At 65.7% G+C, this 15,536-nt stretch carries 14 protein-coding genes; 6 read left to right on the forward strand and 8 right to left on the reverse strand.

Annotated elements, in window-relative coordinates; genetic code table 11:
• Positions 1-76 precede the first annotated feature (76 nt).
• A complete protein-coding gene (locus NP511_RS15935) occupies positions 77-985 on the forward strand; it encodes an AEC family transporter (protein ID WP_049966259.1) in 909 nt (302 codons plus the stop codon).
• Positions 986-1,032: 47 nt separating this feature from the next.
• On the opposite strand, the gene NP511_RS15940 is transcribed toward NP511_RS15935, so the two are convergent.
• The 4 genes from NP511_RS15940 to NP511_RS15955 form a co-directional block, all read right to left on the reverse strand.
• Positions 1,033-1,785 carry a hypothetical protein gene (locus NP511_RS15940; protein WP_049966260.1) on the reverse strand — a complete coding sequence of 251 codons (753 nt, stop codon included), beginning with the start codon at positions 1,783-1,785 and terminating at the stop codon, positions 1,033-1,035.
• Between the two features lie 90 nt (positions 1,786-1,875).
• Complete coding sequence (locus NP511_RS15945; RefSeq protein ID WP_006179740.1) at positions 1,876-2,658, reverse strand: YihY/virulence factor BrkB family protein; 783 nt, start codon at positions 2,656-2,658, stop codon at positions 1,876-1,878.
• 109 nt (positions 2,659-2,767) lie between these two features.
• Entirely contained in the window at positions 2,768-3,508 is a 741-nt protein-coding gene (locus tag NP511_RS15950) for a CAP domain-containing protein (RefSeq protein ID WP_049966261.1), read from the reverse strand.
• 72 nt (positions 3,509-3,580) lie between these two features.
• The gene (locus tag NP511_RS15955; protein ID WP_049966262.1) at positions 3,581-3,907 is read right to left on the reverse strand and encodes a lycopene cyclase domain-containing protein; all 327 of its coding nucleotides are present in this window, start codon (positions 3,905-3,907) and stop codon (positions 3,581-3,583) included.
• 104 nt (positions 3,908-4,011) lie between these two features.
• Here NP511_RS15955 and NP511_RS15960 point away from each other — a divergent pair, with 104 nt between their 5' ends.
• Positions 4,012-5,169, forward strand: coding sequence for a CBS domain-containing protein (locus NP511_RS15960; RefSeq protein WP_006649342.1), 1,158 nt, complete (start codon positions 4,012-4,014; stop codon positions 5,167-5,169).
• A 72-nt stretch (positions 5,170-5,241) separates the two neighbouring features.
• On the opposite strand, the gene radB is transcribed toward NP511_RS15960, so the two are convergent.
• Positions 5,242-5,949, reverse strand: coding sequence for a DNA repair and recombination protein RadB (gene radB, locus NP511_RS15965; protein ID WP_006649343.1), 708 nt, complete (start codon positions 5,947-5,949; stop codon positions 5,242-5,244).
• A gap of 175 nt (positions 5,950-6,124) precedes the next feature.
• Between radB and NP511_RS15970 the strand changes: the two genes are divergently transcribed.
• Positions 6,125-6,916, forward strand: coding sequence for a hypothetical protein (locus NP511_RS15970; RefSeq protein ID WP_006649344.1), 792 nt, complete (start codon positions 6,125-6,127; stop codon positions 6,914-6,916).
• Positions 6,917-6,992: 76 nt separating this feature from the next.
• Here NP511_RS15970 and NP511_RS15975 read toward each other — a convergent pair whose 3' ends face one another.
• Positions 6,993-8,513, reverse strand: a complete 1,521-nt coding sequence (locus NP511_RS15975; protein WP_049966263.1) for a hypothetical protein — start codon at positions 8,511-8,513, stop codon at positions 6,993-6,995.
• 758 nt (positions 8,514-9,271) lie between these two features.
• Between NP511_RS15975 and NP511_RS15980 the strand changes: the two genes are divergently transcribed.
• Complete coding sequence (locus tag NP511_RS15980; RefSeq protein ID WP_308986940.1) at positions 9,272-9,838, forward strand: hypothetical protein; 567 nt, start codon at positions 9,272-9,274, stop codon at positions 9,836-9,838.
• Between the two features lie 93 nt (positions 9,839-9,931).
• Here NP511_RS15980 and larC read toward each other — a convergent pair whose 3' ends face one another.
• The gene (larC, locus tag NP511_RS15985) at positions 9,932-11,275 is read right to left on the reverse strand and encodes a nickel pincer cofactor biosynthesis protein LarC (protein WP_049966265.1); all 1,344 of its coding nucleotides are present in this window, start codon (positions 11,273-11,275) and stop codon (positions 9,932-9,934) included.
• A 208-nt stretch (positions 11,276-11,483) separates the two neighbouring features.
• On the opposite strand from larC, the gene NP511_RS15990 reads away from it, so the two are divergent.
• Positions 11,484-13,715 (forward strand): CDC48 family AAA ATPase, encoded by a 2,232-nt coding sequence (locus NP511_RS15990; protein ID WP_006179730.1) that lies wholly within the window; start codon positions 11,484-11,486, stop codon positions 13,713-13,715.
• 141 nt (positions 13,716-13,856) lie between these two features.
• Here the strand turns inward: NP511_RS15990 and NP511_RS15995 are convergent, their stop codons facing one another.
• The gene (locus NP511_RS15995) at positions 13,857-14,933 is read right to left on the reverse strand and encodes an ATP-binding protein (protein ID WP_049966266.1); all 1,077 of its coding nucleotides are present in this window, start codon (positions 14,931-14,933) and stop codon (positions 13,857-13,859) included.
• A 74-nt stretch (positions 14,934-15,007) separates the two neighbouring features.
• Between NP511_RS15995 and NP511_RS16000 the strand changes: the two genes are divergently transcribed.
• Positions 15,008-15,523, forward strand: coding sequence for a DUF7382 domain-containing protein (locus tag NP511_RS16000; protein WP_006649351.1), 516 nt, complete (start codon positions 15,008-15,010; stop codon positions 15,521-15,523).
• Positions 15,524-15,536 lie beyond the last annotated feature (13 nt).

Consider the following 15,536-nt stretch of genomic DNA (forward strand, 5'->3'; position numbering starts at 1 on the left):
CAGTCCCGTTATCTATTATAAAACCCCGTTGAACCGGATCGAACGGTACAAACCACGGAACCGACTGGGACGGGGTATGGAGGTCGTCGGTCGGCTGTTAGCACTGCTCGTCGTCCTGGTGGGCGGCGCGGGCATCCGAGCGATCGGCGTCCTCGACGACCGCCGGACCGCGCTGTTGAACGACCTCGCCTACTACGTCGCGCTCCCGGCACTGATTTTCGTTTCGACGTTCGATCGCTCGATCGCCACGTTGCTCTCGCCGGCGCTGCTCGGCGGGCTCTTGCTCGTCGTCTTCGGAACCGCGGGGGTCGCCTGGGTCGTCCACTGGCATCGGGACTCGAGCGCGCGCCGAAGCGTCGCGATCGTGCAGTCGTATCACTCCAACCTGGGCTATCTGGGATTGCCGCTGGTCGCCGCGACGTTCGATCCGACGGTCACGGCGATCGCGAGCGTGGTACTCGGCGTCGTCTCACTGACTCAGGTCCCGCTGACGGTCGTCATCCTTTCGACACTTAACGCGGCCGGCGCGACGGTTACCGGCGAACTGCGGCGACTCGCGACGAACCCCGTCCTCGTGACGCTGCTTGCCGGATTGACGATCGGGTCGCTCGGGCTCGGGGTGCCGTCACCTGTCGCCGTCGGTCTCGACGCCGTCGGGTCGCTGGCGCTGCCCGTCGCGTTGCTCTGTGTTGGCGCATCGCTGGACATCGACCGGTCCTCGATCGACGCGGCCACGACCGCGGCCGTCGTCGCCTGCAAGGTCGTGGTGATGCCGGCCCTCGCGTGGCTCGTCTTCTCCGCGCTGGCCGTCGACACCGCGACGTTTATCGCCAGCGTCGTGATGCTCGGCACGCCGACGGCCGTCTCGACGTTCGTCTTCGCGAGCGAACTCGGCGGCGACCCGGAGTTCGCGTCGCTGAACGTCTTCGTCACGACGCTGTCCTCGATCGCGACGCTGTTCGTCCTCATTACACTGGTCGGCTGAGTGACTGCGGGCGCTCCTTCGAGCAAGGATCACAAGCTGACGCCGCGTTACGGCGAAAAGAAGCGTTTGAGCCGCCCGAGCAGACCGGGGGTGTCGTCGGACGCGTCGTCGCTTCCGTCGCCGTTTCCGTCGCGATCGACCGAGCCGGCGAGTGGGCCGGCGTCGTCGGGCCAGTCGTCGTCCGCCGACCCCGACGCGGCCGTCGTCTCGAGGTCGTCCATCGAGAGATCGACATCGTCGATCTCGGGGGTCGATTCGCGGCCTTCGCCGGCCTCGGCCGCGCGGACGTCCGCGCCGGTCACGTCGCCCGCCTCGACGCGGGCCGCGAGGTCCTCGAGGTCGGCGTCGTCCGGGATCGAAGCGGCAGCGTCGTCGATCGACGTCGGCTCCGTCTCAGTGGCGTCCGCGGACGTGCTGTCGCGACCCTCGCCCGCACTCGGCTCCGGGGTCGGTTCGGCGGCCGTGGAGTCGGCCGGAGCGGTGTCCGTTCGCGCCGACGACTGCTCGTCGTCGCCGTCGTCGGTCACGGGATCGGTTGTCGGAACGTCGTCCTCGTCGAACGCAGCCGTCACGGACTCGCTGGTCGCCGTATCGTCGGCCTCGTCGCTCGAGCCGGCGTTCCCATCGCTCGAGTCGGGATCCGACCGGGTCGAATCCAGCGACTCGAGGATGTCGTCGACGCTTTCCTCGGAGACGACCCGCTGGGGACCGCCGCCGGGCTCTAAGGCGTCGTCCGAGTCGGCGTCGGCCGCGTCCGTCTCGTCGGCCGTGGAGGGACCGGATTGTCGCTCGTCGCTCATGGTGGTGGCTGTCGCTGCCGACGACATAATCCTTCCCCTGTCGGTGGTCGAACGGCGGGTCCGTAGCTGTGTCCGGACGGCGGGGGCGAATCACTCCGCGAGCGCCGGGTTCGCCCGGACGACGTTGAGGACGGCCCCGATCAGAATGATGATGCCCGCGAAGTAGAGCCAGGTAACAAACAACAACACGGCACCGAGTGCCCCGTAGGCCTCGTACTGGGCGGCGTTGGCCGCGTACAGCTGGAACCCGAACTGGAGGATGGTCCACCCGACGGCGGCGAAGACCACGCCCGGCAGGATCTCGGCCACGTCGACGGGGATCGGCGGCAGGACGTAGTAGATCGGCAAGAAGACGAGGATGAGCCCGGCAAGCAGGATGAGCCAGCCGAGGAAGTCGGCTAACGGCACGGTACCGGTGACGAGCCTGAGCGCTGCCCCGATCCCGATCATCAGCGCGATCGCGCCCGCGCCCGCGACGAGTACCGTCAGTCCGTCCACGAGCTGTCCGACGAGGCTCTCTTCGGTGACCTCGTCGTAGACCTTGTCGAACGCGAGACTCAGCCCTCGAAAGACCTTGAGCGCACCCCAGGCGGCGACGACGAGCGCGACGACGGTCGCCTCGGCCCGTCCCGATTCGGTCGTCAGGGCTTCGGTAACGAGGTCTTCGCCCGACGCCGGGAGGAAGTCCCCGGCGACAGTGATCAGCCGCTCGGCGGCCGCCTCGCCGCCCAGCAGCGAGCCGACGACGAGTGCGAGCAGGACCAGCGGGATCAGCGACACGAACGCGTAGTAAGCGAAGCCGGCCGCGAGAAAGGTTAGATCGCGGTCGCTCGCCGTCCGATAGATCGTCGTGACCGTCTCCGGAAGCTCCATACAGTTCGTACGACGGTCTGGACTATGAACGTGTAAATCGTTCGCAGTTCCTGTCGTCCGGTATCGGGGAGAGCGGCAGCCGCCGACCGACTCGTGCCCGTGGCGATGCTTACCACTCGCGACAGAAGTTCTGGCCGGCGTAGACTGCGCCGTCCTCGTCGATGTAGACGCCGACCCCCGCCCGATCCCACGTTGGCGTCTCGCCCTCCTCGAGGATCGCCCGCCGGTGATCGGTGGAGTTCATCCACTGATCGACCAGACCGATCGCGAGGGCCTCGGCCGTTTCGTAGCGAACGACCCCGCCGGTCGGTCGTTCGACGCGTCGATCGACCCAGGTCATGGCGATGTTCTCGCCGTAGGCCCGACAGTAGTCGTCGACGTCTCTGAAGCGATCGTACGGCCCCTCGCCGTCGGGGTTCGTATGTGCGAAGTAGTCCCGCTGGCCCATGTCGCGAGTGTGTGCGCGAGCCACCGACGCGGCGGTCCCGTCCCACTCGAGGGGCTCGAGGCCGTGTTCGGCCCGCCGCTCGTTGATCTCGGCGTGGACGAAGTCCTCGACGGTCGGCGAGGTGATCGTCTCGACGTCGGTTTCGTACCGGGTCGTACCCGGGTCGTCGGGATCCGTTACCGGCGGATTGCGTTCGCCGGCCGGCGGCGGCTCGGAACTGGGCGCGGGCCCCTCGCCGAGGCCGAGCCCGTCGGTCACCTGCGGGGCGAACACGGCGGTTCCGACGGCGAGGGAGACGACGAGCGCGATCGCGACGAGGAGACTCAGGAGTCCCCGAAGCAGTGCCCGGTCGCACCGCCGGGCGCGGTCGTGTCCCGTTCCGTCGGACCGGCTCCCATCCATCGGATCGACCGTCGACTCGCCGGTACAAGAGCGTCGGGACGGACTACAGCGAGTGAGAGCGGTAGGGACCGATTACGGGTCCGTGACCGCGACCCCGTCCGCCCCGTCGCCGAAGATCGTCTCGTGCATGCCGATCACGAGACCGGGGACGACCGCCATGAACAGGTGTTCCTCGAGCGGGATGCCGGCGACGTCGATCCCGGTCCGGAGTTTGATATCGAAGACGCCGACGGCGAGGGTATACCGGTCCCAGACGTAGGCGATGGGGTACAGCGCGAGGATGGTCACGGCGGCCTTCCGGACGGCGTTGGCCCGGCGCAACAGGAGGGCAGCGACGGCCCCCCAGACGATCTCGGTGACGAGGTAGGTGTAGCGTCCGAAGACGCTGATGTCGAACATCGACGGCCATTCAACGGCCAGTATAAAAACACCCGGGCTGGATCCACCCGGATAAAACGGGCAGTATCTTAAATACCCCGGCGGCACTACGTTCACGTAGAAGGATGAATATCGCTGATATCGCCACCACGGAGTTCATCGAAGTCGACGTCGGGACGCGAATGGGGAAAGTCCGGTCCATGTTCGAGGACGGCAACCCCAAGGGAATTATCGTCATGAACGACGGGGACTACGAGGGGGTCATCAGCGAGCGGGAGATCCTCCAGTCCCACGTCGAGGACGACGCCAAGGTGGCGGCACTCACGAAGCCCAGTCGGAGTACGCCATCGCCCAAGGTCGACCGCCAGGAAGACGTCCGGGAGACCGCCCGCGTCCTCGTCGAGAGCAACGCGAAGGTCGCGCCGGTCTTCGAGAACGGCGAGCTGTGGGGGGTCATCACCGACGACGCGATCCTCGAGGCAGTACTGGAGAACCTCGACGCGCTGACCGTCGAGGACATCTACACCGCCGACCCGGTCACGGTCACCGAGGACGACGGGATCGGCAAGGCGATCAATCTCCTGCGCGAACACGGCATCTCCCGCCTGCCCGTGATGAACGAGAACGGCTTCCTCGCTGGGGTCGTCACGACCCACGACATCGCCGACTTCGTCATCCGGGAGAACCACACGACGACGACGGGCGATCGGGTCGGCGACTCCGATCGGTTGCTCGACGTGCCGGTCTACGACATCATGACCAGCCCCGTCGAGACGACCACGCTGGACACGACCGCGGAGGCTGCCGTCGAGCGGATGCTGGGCAACGACTACGCGGGGCTGATGGTCACGCCGGCCGACGACGACCGGGTCGTCATCGGCGTCATCACCAAGACCGACGTCCTGCGGGCGCTGACCTTCACCGAGGAGGAACACATGGACGTCCAGATCACCAACATCTCGATGCTCGATACCATCACTCGAGAAGGGATCGTCGAGAACATCGAGGACGTCGTCGACAAGTACCAGGACATGCAGGTGATGCACGCCCACGTTCGATTCAAGGAACACCAAGAGCGACTCCGCGGCACGCCGCTCGTGCAGTCACAGATCCGACTGCGTACTAACAAGGGCCAAGTCGCCGGCACCGGTGAGGGCTACGGCTCGGAGAACGCCTTCCGCGTCGCGCTCGATAAACTCGAGCGCAACGTCCTCGAACTCAAGGGCGTCACCAGCGACGAGGAGTACCGCGGCCAGCTCCTGCGGAAACTCAACGAACTGTAGCGTCGACATCGACCCCGGGTTCGTTTTTCCAACTCCGGACTGGACACCGACCATCGGCCGGCCGGAGGTGGCTCAATGTCGCGCCGACTCCTCGCCGCCCTCGAGCCCCCGATCCGTAATCCGGAACTGAACCGACTCACCGGCCGGCTTCGAGCGGTGTTTCTCCAGCGTCGCGCGTCGGTTCCCGCCCCGGAACCGCTCCAAGCGGACGACGGTCCCGGTCCAGTGTTCCAACGTGTTGCCGCCCAGCCCACGGGTCCGGTCCGAGTCCGGGTCCGAAAAGACCTGATTCGTCAGCACGACCGCGAGATCGTGTTTGCGCGCGAGCGAGAGCAGATGGGTCACCTGTCGGGTGACGCTTCGCAGCGCTTCCCCCTCGTCGCCGTCGGCGGTCCGCTCGAGCCGGTAAAAGCCCGTCGCGCTATCGAGGACGATCAACTCGGCGCGCTCGGCGAACCCCTCGGCGTCGCGGACGGCCTCGGCCTGTTCCTCGAAATCGACGGCGTCTTCGATGACGATCCGCGAGGCGACGGCCTCGAGGTCTTCCCCGTCGACGCTCCCCTCGAGCAACTGCTGGAAGCGGTCGACCGAGACGCCTTCGGTATCGATGTAGACGACGGTCCCTCCGTCGACGGCCGTCTGGACGGCGGCAGACAGCGCGAGGTTCGTCTTCCCGGCCGCCGGCGGGCCGTACAACTGCGTGACGGTCCCGCGTTCGAACCCCCCGTCGAGCAACTCGTCGACCGGGCCACAGCCGGTCGGGATCGCCTCGTCGGTCACGGTTCGAGTTGACTGGGGACGCGCAAAAAGGCCCCGGAACGGCCGGGGCAGGACTTCGCCTCCGCCTCGCGGGCGATCGTGGCCCGATACTGTCGGCGCTCGCGACTCCGACCGCTCGTCTCGACGATGGAATCCGTTCGCGTACGTTTATCTCCGATGGGGGCGAAAGTCGCCCGTGATCGTCGTCGCTACGGCGGACTTCGAGGTGTACCACGGTGTCGTCAACGAACTTCGCGACCGCGGAACGACGTTTACGACCATCGAACTCGATGAAGAGCTACCGGACCGGGCGGCCGTCGTCATCACCGACGGGGACAACGCCGATGCCTTCGCGAACGCGACGACCGTCGTCGCCGATCCGGACGACCCCCGGCGCGCGGTCGACCGGGCGCTGGCGGCCGTCCGCGGCGACGGCGGTCGGACGATCATCGGCGTCGACCCCGGTCGCAAACCCGGCATCGCCGTCCTCACCGGCGAGACGGTCGTCGCCGCCTTTCAGGTCCCGCTCTCCGACGCCGTCGACGTGATCGAACGCGAGGCCAGCGACGCGCCCTCGCCGGTCGTCCGGATCGGCGACGGCTCCCGCCTCGAGGGCGCGAAACTCGTCACCGACCTCGAGGACGTCCGGGTCGAACTCGTCGACGAGACGGGGACGACCCCCTATCTGGGAACGGGCTCGCGGGGGATGGGCGACGTGCTGGCCGCGGTCAACATCGCTCGCCTCGAGGGAGAGGTCGTCGACGCCCGCGAGATCGAGCCGACGGAAGGGGAGATTCAGGTCATCAAGGACCGCTCGCGCGAGCGAAGCGAACACAACCGGGCGATCGACGAGGCACTGGCCCGGCGGGTCGCCGCCGGCGAGTTGACGATCGACGAGGCGCTCGCGGAACACCGCAACGATGGAACTGGCTCGGAAACCGAGTCGCGCGAGACGGACGACACCGACGGCTCGGAGCCGTCGTCGTAGCGTCGGAAAACCGGACAAAAGAAACGGATACGTCGGTCACTGCGGTCGAAAACCGACCGTGTGACGGATCGAGAGGTTACGCGCCGACCCAGGTGTTCGTCGAGGCGACCGACGTGAGCTGGACGTTCTCGTTCTCCTGCATGCTGATCTGTGAACTCCCGGCGCTGCCGCCGTCTTCGGCGACTGCGATGGAGCTGTGCTGTTCGTTCAGGTTCTGCTGCGTGATGATCTGCTGCTGGGCGATCGCGGCGCTGGCCTCTTGCTCGACGTCGTTCGTCTGCGTGGCGTTCCCGGCGTAGTCGTACGACGTGCCGGCGCCCATGCCCGCGTTCCCGTCGACCGTGACGGTCGTACTCGAGGTCCGAGTGACGTCGTCGGAGACGTAGCCCGGGCTCGCGTAGACGTTGAGCGCGTCGGCATAGGCGACCTGTGCGTTGTAGTTCTGCTGGTAGGCGAGCTGGATCGCGGTGGCCTCACTGCCGTTCTCCGCGAGTGCCATCGCGGTGTTCTGGAAGTTGATGTTCTGCTGTTCGACCGCCTGTTCTTGGGCAATACCCGCGGTAGCGGTCTGTTCGGTGTCGTTCACGTTGTCGTTCTTGTCCTTCTTGTCGGGCTTGTGTGCGTCAGTCGTGGTCGAGAGGACGTCGCCGTCGACATCGCCGGCGGTGGCGACGTTCATCCCGAGGGACGAGACCATCAGGTTCGAGGCGGTTGCGCTACCGAACTGCTCGTTGAGGTTGCTCTGGTCGGTGAACTGAATCGCCGTGGCAGTGCTGTTTTCGCCGATCGCGATGGCAACCGCACCGCCCTGTTCGTTGACGTTCTGCTGGGCGACGTCTTGTGACTGGTTGACGAGTGCTTCGGCACTCTGGCCGACACCGGGACCGTCGTCGCCGGACTTGTCCTTCGCGTGTCCGAACTCGCCGTCACCGAGGTAGACGTTCGAGGCGTTGGCCATGCCCTCTTGGAGGTTCTCGTTGCGCTGGTAGGACTGCTGGAGCGCGGTCGCCTCGCTGTCGTTCATGGCGTACGCGAACGCGGTACTCTGGTTGTTGTAGTTGACCTGACCGACCGTCTGGGACTGGGTCACGCCGGCGATGGCTTCCTGGGTGACCGTCTCGTCGTCGCCCTTCTCGTCTTTGATGCCCCAGCCGTCGAACTGCTGGTCGCCACCGTTGCCGATGATGATGTTGACCTCGCCGACGTTTTCGAACTGCGTCTGTGCGGTTCGAACCTCGACGTTGCCGGCCGTTGCCTCACCGGTCTGGACGTTGTCGTTCTGCTGGTTGGCCTCCTGGACGGCCGTCGCCTGGCCGCCGTCGATCGAGACCGAGACCGCCGACCCCTGTTCGTTGATGTTGACTTGATCGACGTCTTGGTGCTGGATGACTTCGGCGGCCGAGCTGCTCGTCCCGTCCGCGTGTTGTTCGACGTACTCCTCGAGCGACATATCGCCGAGGTCGGCGCCAAAGACCAGATACAGCTCGTCGCCGTCCTCGAGCGTGTGTACCGTGTCACTGTTGGACGCGGCGTCACCGCCCGCGGACGCGGCCGGGACGCCAGCCATCGCCATCGACAAGGCCAGCATACAGGCCATAAGAACCGTCGTAGCTCGTGATCGTCTCGTCGTATCGGTTGTCATTGAGTGTTTGATATTCGTCGTGATTGTCTTTCGTTTCTGTAACTGTGCAACGCAAACCCCCGTTCTCCCATTACAGACTTTGTTATCGACAGGTTGGCCGGAGTATGAAGTCGCCTATGGGACCGAAGGGGGCTACTTACGGGGAGAAATCGGCGGCTTCGGTTCACCGAACCGTCTTGCTCGAACCTGTCTGGGCGTATTTATCGCCACTCGACTGAAAATGAAAATTGAGGAATGCTTTGGCGCGCCATTGATCTGCTTACTGATCGTTTCAGGGATCGAATGCGGGTATTAGCGCCGCGAAACGGATCAACAACCGTTTCACACCGCGGATTTCGGCAACGGGGGCGCGGAATCCCGTCCTCGAAACGCTGAGGGAAGTCCGAATAGGGTCGTCGAAACGACGACACGTTGTTGGTTACGGTCGCTGAACGGTTACCCTGGACGCATAAACGGACGTATCAGGTTTTCTAATGCCGCTATTCGGCTCGAAACCGTTTGCCGGATTCAAATGGGTCCCCGTGATGAGTAGCGACCGGGCAACGCGCCACAGCGGGGAGCGACCGGGAGACGACAGCCGCATTCGCCACTAGCGACAGCACTGTCGCTCGAGGGAGCCCCCTCGAGAGTCTCCCCAGTGTGGCGACGCGTGGTGCCCACACACGGTGACCGAACCAATGAAACGCGCACTCACGCTCGCACTGACGATAGCAGTGATCGGCGGCCTCGCTTTCATGGGGGCTGCTGGAACAGCCGCGGCCGGAGACTACGACGATGACAATAACGACGCTGAAGTCGAAACCCAAGGAGAACTCGATGATCTAGGGGACACCTCCACGTACGTAGAAACACATAGCGTCGATCAAGACCAAGAAGTCGCACAGATAAACGATAATAATCAGGACGATAACATCGGTGGCGTTCAGGTGAACCAACAACAGAACCAGAACGCACAGACGGCGACCACCGATGGTGACGTCAATGTCAGCCAGAGCGGTACCCAAGCTGCTGACGCAGGCCACGATATTGACGTCGATTTCGGTGACGGTGCCGACGACGGCGACAACGGCGACGACGGCGACGACGGCGACAACGGCGACAACGGCGACAACGGCGACGACGGCGACGACGGCGACAACGGCGACGACGGCGACGACGGCGACAACGGCGACAACGGCGACAACGGCGACAACGGTGACAACGGCGACAACGGTGACAACGGCGACAACGGCGGTGACAGCATTATCGAACTCCTGATCGAAGCTGGAATCCTCAGCTAATAACGCTGTAATTCCTCCTATTCGGTTTTATTTTATCCGGTAACTTGGACCGGACTCTATAACCCGATTGGAGATCTATCTGCTCGTGGCCCTCTATTCCAAGTCAGCTATAACATCGGATTCTGCTTGATGAACCACTTCGCGGATCGAATTATCGCTCTTACGAGCTACTGCCTTCGCGTCGTCGTACTCCGCACTCACATCGTAGACATCACCGTCAGCATCGCTGGCGATTTTCACGCTGACCTCGTACTCCTCGCCGTCGATCTCGAGCGTCACCGTCTCGAACTCCCGCTCGGCGATCCATCGGTGTGTGGCCCCCGAATCCCGGACGCCGAGCGTCCCGGTCTCCTCGGCCAGCGCTCGAGCGACCCGTTCCCGATCTGCCGGTTTACAAATGACCTTCACCAGATGCCCGGGCCGAGACTTCTTCATCGTCGCGGGCAGGATCGACACGTCTCGCGCGCCCGCGTCCGAGAGCGTCTCCTGCAGGCCACCCAGCACTTCCGGCGTCGCGTCGTCGAGGTTCGTCTCGAGGACGGCGATGTCGTCTTTCACCAGTTCTCCCTCGCCGACCCCGATCAGCGCGCGGAGGACGTTCGGGTGGGGGTCGAGATCGTAGCCGCCCGCGCCGTAGCCCGATGCCTCGAGATCCAGCGCGGGCAGCGAATCGACGCCGTCGGCGACGTGCGCCAGGATCGCTGCGCCGGTCGGCGTCAGGAGTTCGGCGTCGACGGGGCCGCCCCGCAGCGACCAGTCGGCCCACTGGGCGAGTTCGACCACCGCCGGCGTGGGGACGGGGTACTCGCCGTGGCTCATCGAGACCGTCCCGCCGCCGGTCGCAAGCGGGGTCGTGACGACGCGATCGGGCTCGAGGTCGTGCAACAGGGCCGCCGCGCCGACCACGTCCGCGATCGCGTCGTCGGCCCCGACCTCGTGGAAGTGGATCGACTCGAGGTCTGCGCCGTGGACGGCGGCCTCGGCCTCGCCGAGCAGTTCGAAGATCGCGAGCGCGTCGCGCTCGACTGCCGGCTCGAGGTCCATTTCCCGAACGATCTCGCAGACCTCGCGGTAGCTGCGATGGGGGCCGTGGCCCTCTGCGGGGGTGTCGGTACCGTCGCCTGCCGTCTCGTGTGTGTGCCCGCCCTCCGTGTCGGCCTGGTCGTGCGAATGATCGTGGCCGTGGGAATGATCGTGACCGTGCGCACCGTCCGTGTCGGCGTGATCGTGGTCGTGTGCGTGATCGTCGTCGGGGAAGACGACGTCGGCCGTCGTGGCCGCGATCCCGGTCTTTTCGGTGTCGTCGATCCGGTAGGCCACCGGCAGTGCCTCGGTTACCGGCTCGAGGACGTCGGCGTCGGCACCGGCGTCTATGAGCGCGGCAAGGATCATATCGCCGCTGGCTCCCATCCGGCCGTCGAACGCGAGGACTCGCATGCCAGTTCTCGGCGCGGAAAACGCAAAAAGCCATCTCTCCTCGCTCGAGGGGCGGTATCGATAGGGCCAAAACCAACCGAGGCCGGTACATCTTTGTAACCGCCCGTCCGACGTGAGTATGGTAGATACTAGCACAGGAAATGACTCACCCTAGCAAAAAACCTATCCGCGCACGAATCGGAGTCAATTACATCGCCGTCCCCAAATCATGAACGAAGTCCAACTGGAGGTTGCGAAGGCGTACCCGAACGATTCGGGTCGTGGTATCGCCCGACTCGACCCGGACACGCTGTTGCATCTGAAGCTGAGTCCGGGCGACATCATCGAGATCGAGGGTGCAGACACCACTGCCGCGAAGGTCTGGCGTGCCGACCGGCAGGACTGGAACACCGACACCGTCCGCATCGACGGCTTCACGCGCCAGAACGCCGACGTCGGTATCGGCGAGCGGGTGACGATCCGCAAGGCCGAGGCGACGAAAGCCGACAAGCTCGTCCTCGCGCCGCCGGAGGAGGCGTCGGTCCAGTTCGGCTCCGACGCCGCCGGCATGGTGAAACGCCAGATCTTAAAGCGGCCGGTCGTCGGTCGCGACATCGTTCCGGTGATGTCCTCGACGAACCATCCGTTCATGCGGTCGCCGGGCCAGGCGATCCCGCTGATCGCCGTCGAAACCGAGCCCGAGGGGGTGGTCCTCATCACCGAGGACACCGATGTCGAACTCCGCGAGGAGCCGATCTCGGGCTTCGAGAAGACCGGTGGCGGGATCACCTACGAGGACATCGGTGGCCTCCAAAACGAGATCCAGCGGGTCAGGGAGATGGTCGAACTCCCGATGAAACACCCGCAGATCTTCAAGAAACTCGGCATCGAGCCGCCACAGGGGGTTCTCCTGCACGGCCCGCCGGGCACCGGGAAGACCCTCCTGGCCAAAGCGGTCGCCAACGAGACCTCCGCCAGTTTCTTCTCTATCGCCGGGCCGGAGATCATCTCGAAGTACTACGGCGAGTCCGAACAGCAACTCAGGGAGATCTTCGAGGACGCGACCGAGGAGTCGCCCTCGATCATCTTCATCGACGAACTCGACTCCATCGCGCCCAAACGGGAAGACGTCACCGGCGAGGTCGAGCGCCGCGTCGTCGCCCAGCTGCTGACGATGATGGACGGCCTCGAGTCCCGGGGCCAAGTCATCGTCATCGCGGCGACTAACCGCGTCGACAGCGTCGACCCCGCGCTCCGACGGCCGGGCCGGTTCGACCGCGAGATCGAGATCGGCGTCCCCGACGAGACGGGCCGCGAGGAGATCCTGCAGATCCACACCCGCGGGATGCCCCTCTCGGACGACGTCAGCCTCGGTCACCTGGCCGACGAGACCCACGGTTTCGTCGGGGCCGACATCGAGAGCCTGACCAAAGAGGCGGCGATGAAGGCGCTACGCCGGTACCTCCCCGAGATCGATCTCGACGAGGAGGACATCCCGCCGAGCCTGATCGACCGGATGATCGTCAAACGGGAGGACTTCCGCGGCGCCTTGAACGAGGTCGAACCCTCGGCAATGCGGGAAGTCCTCGTGGAGCTGCCGAAGATCTCCTGGGACGACGTCGGCGGCCTCCACGACGCCAAGGACCAGGTCCAGGAATCGGTCGAGTGGCCGCTCTCGAACCCCGAGCGGTTCGATCGGCTCGGCGTCGACCCGCCTGCCGGCGTCTTGCTGTATGGCCCGCCTGGCACCGGGAAGACGCTGATGGCGAAAGCCGTCGCCAACGAGACCAACGCCAACTTCATCTCGGTGCGTGGCCCGCAGCTGCTTTCGAAGTGGGTCGGTGAATCGGAGAAAGCCATCCGCCAGACCTTCCGCAAGGCCCGGCAGGTCTCGCCGACGGTCATCTTCTTCGACGAACTCGACGCGCTCGCGCCCGGCCGGGGCGGTGAGACCGGCTCGAACGTCTCCGAGCGGGTCGTCAACCAACTGCTGACCGAACTCGACGGGTTAGAGGACATGGGCGACGTGATGGTCATCGGCGCGACCAACCGCCCGGACATGATCGACCCGGCCCTGCTGCGCTCGGGCCGCTTCGACCGGCTAGTCATGATCGGCCAGCCCGACGTCGACGGCCGCGAACGCATCCTCGAGATCCACACCCAGGACACGCCGCTGGCGGCCGACGTCACCCTGCGCGAGATCGCCGAGATCACGGACGGCTACGTCGGCAGCGACCTCGAGTCGATCGCCCGCGAGGCGGCCATCGAGGCGCTGCGCGAGGACGAGGAGGCAGACGTCGTCGAGATGCGACACTTCCGGCAGGCCATGGAGAACGTCCGGCCGACGATCACCGACGACATTCTCGACTACTACGAGCGGATCGAAGAGGAGTTCCGCGGCGGTGGCGGCGGCGGTCCCGATCCGACGGGTCGTCGCGGCAGCCGGATCGGCTTCCAGTAACGCGAATCCCCCTTTTCGTCGCTGTTTCGCCGGTCGGATACCCACGGAACCGCGAGACGGCCGTTTGGTCGCTATCGTAACAACCGAAACGATTTACACACCGATCGCACAGCCGTCGTGCGATCGGGTGCGCAATGACTTTCAGTGGCTACTATGGTCGGGACGAACGACCACGTCGCTCGCGGCCGGGCTCTCGCCGCCGTGTGGCGTGTCTCGCTCCCGCACCCGCCCCGCGTGGACCGTCTCTGTGGCGTCGTCGATGACGAGGACCTCGCCGGGGGCCTCCGGTAGTCGGTCGGCGTCGGCCAGCGAGCCGCCGACGTAGGTCGGCTGGGCGGCCTCGAGCGCCGCCAGATCGTCCCCGGCTGTAAGCCGGTGCGAGACGAGGATATCGGACTGTGAGATCCCGACGTCGGGGAGCGCGCTCGGACGCTGTGTCGCGGCCACGAGGCTGACGCCGGGCGCGCGGCCGCGGGTCAGGATCGTCTCGAGGGCGGGTGCGGCCACGCCGTCGAAGAAGGTGTGGGCCTCGTCGAGCAAGAGCCAGGGGAGCCGGTCGACCGCGGCGTCGACGCGGGCGCGGTACAGCGCTTCAGCGACCCCGCGACAGACGGCGTTCATCGGGGCGGCCGAGAGACTGGAGACGTCGACGACCGTTATTTCGGGACCGGCAAGCGCTCGAGCGCCGAGCCCGTCGGCGTCGAAGACGTCCCACGAGTCGGCCAGCCGCAGGTGGTTCGTCGCCGCGCGTCGTGCGGCGCGTGCCGCGTCGGCCGATTCGACGTGCGTTCGCATGCCGTCGATCGTAGGTTCGGCCTGTGCGGCCCGCCAGAGGAGGCTTCCGGCGGCACTTTCCGGCGAGAGACCGAGCAGCGTACACCACGACCTGGGGTCGAGCGACGCCGGCGCGACCGTCGGCTCCGCGACGACCGTCGCCGGAACCGGCTTGCCGTCCGCCGACGCCGCGAGCGTTGCGAACGCTCCCATCGGATCGACAACGACTGGTGCGAGTCCATGCGCCCGTGCGAGCCCCTCCGCGATCACACCCATCGTATGTGACTTACCGTAGCCGCGCTTGCCGACGAGCGCGATCGCGTGGGGAGAGTCCAGATCGAGCGCGAGCGGGGCGCCGTCGCTGCCGTCGAGCGCCCGATAGACACCGAGCCGACAGCTGGGGCCGTCCTCGCGGTCGGCATCGCGACCGAGTACGAAGCTCACGGCCCCGACTCCCGCGGCTTCGTATTTGAACCCGCGTCCCACCGTTTAAGACGGAAGCCGCGGCCAGCACGCCCATGAGTTCGAACCGGACTGAGTCCGATTCGAGGGACGGACCGCATCGATCACTGTCGTCGTTCGCTCGCGACGACCGCGCGATCGAGGGACTGCCGATCCGGCTAGTCATCGCGCTGGTCGTCGGGGTCGCGGCGCTCGCGATCATGCTGAACATGCTCGGCGGGATCGGTAGCGTCGGCGATACGGAAGTGACCGTGAAGATCGCCGACGACGATCAGGTGATCGAGGCGGACGCGACCGGAAGCGACGCGAAGGTAGACGTCTACGCGATCGACGAGAACGGGAACAACGTCTCGGACGCAACCATCGTCGCGACCGCCGACTCGGCGCAACTCGACGGCGTCCTCGACAAACCGACCGGCGACGACAATCACGCACAGCTCGATTTCAGCGGTGACCAGAGCCTGCGGGCCGATCAGGACATGGGGGCGATCCAGCTCGAGGTGATCCCGCCGTCGGACAGCAACTATATCGACGAGCAACCGAACCCGACCATCCGGGTCGTTTCCCGATGATCGCCGGCCGTTA

The organism is Natrinema thermotolerans, from assembly GCF_031165565.1.
Taxonomy (GTDB): domain Archaea; phylum Halobacteriota; class Halobacteria; order Halobacteriales; family Natrialbaceae; genus Natrinema; species Natrinema thermotolerans.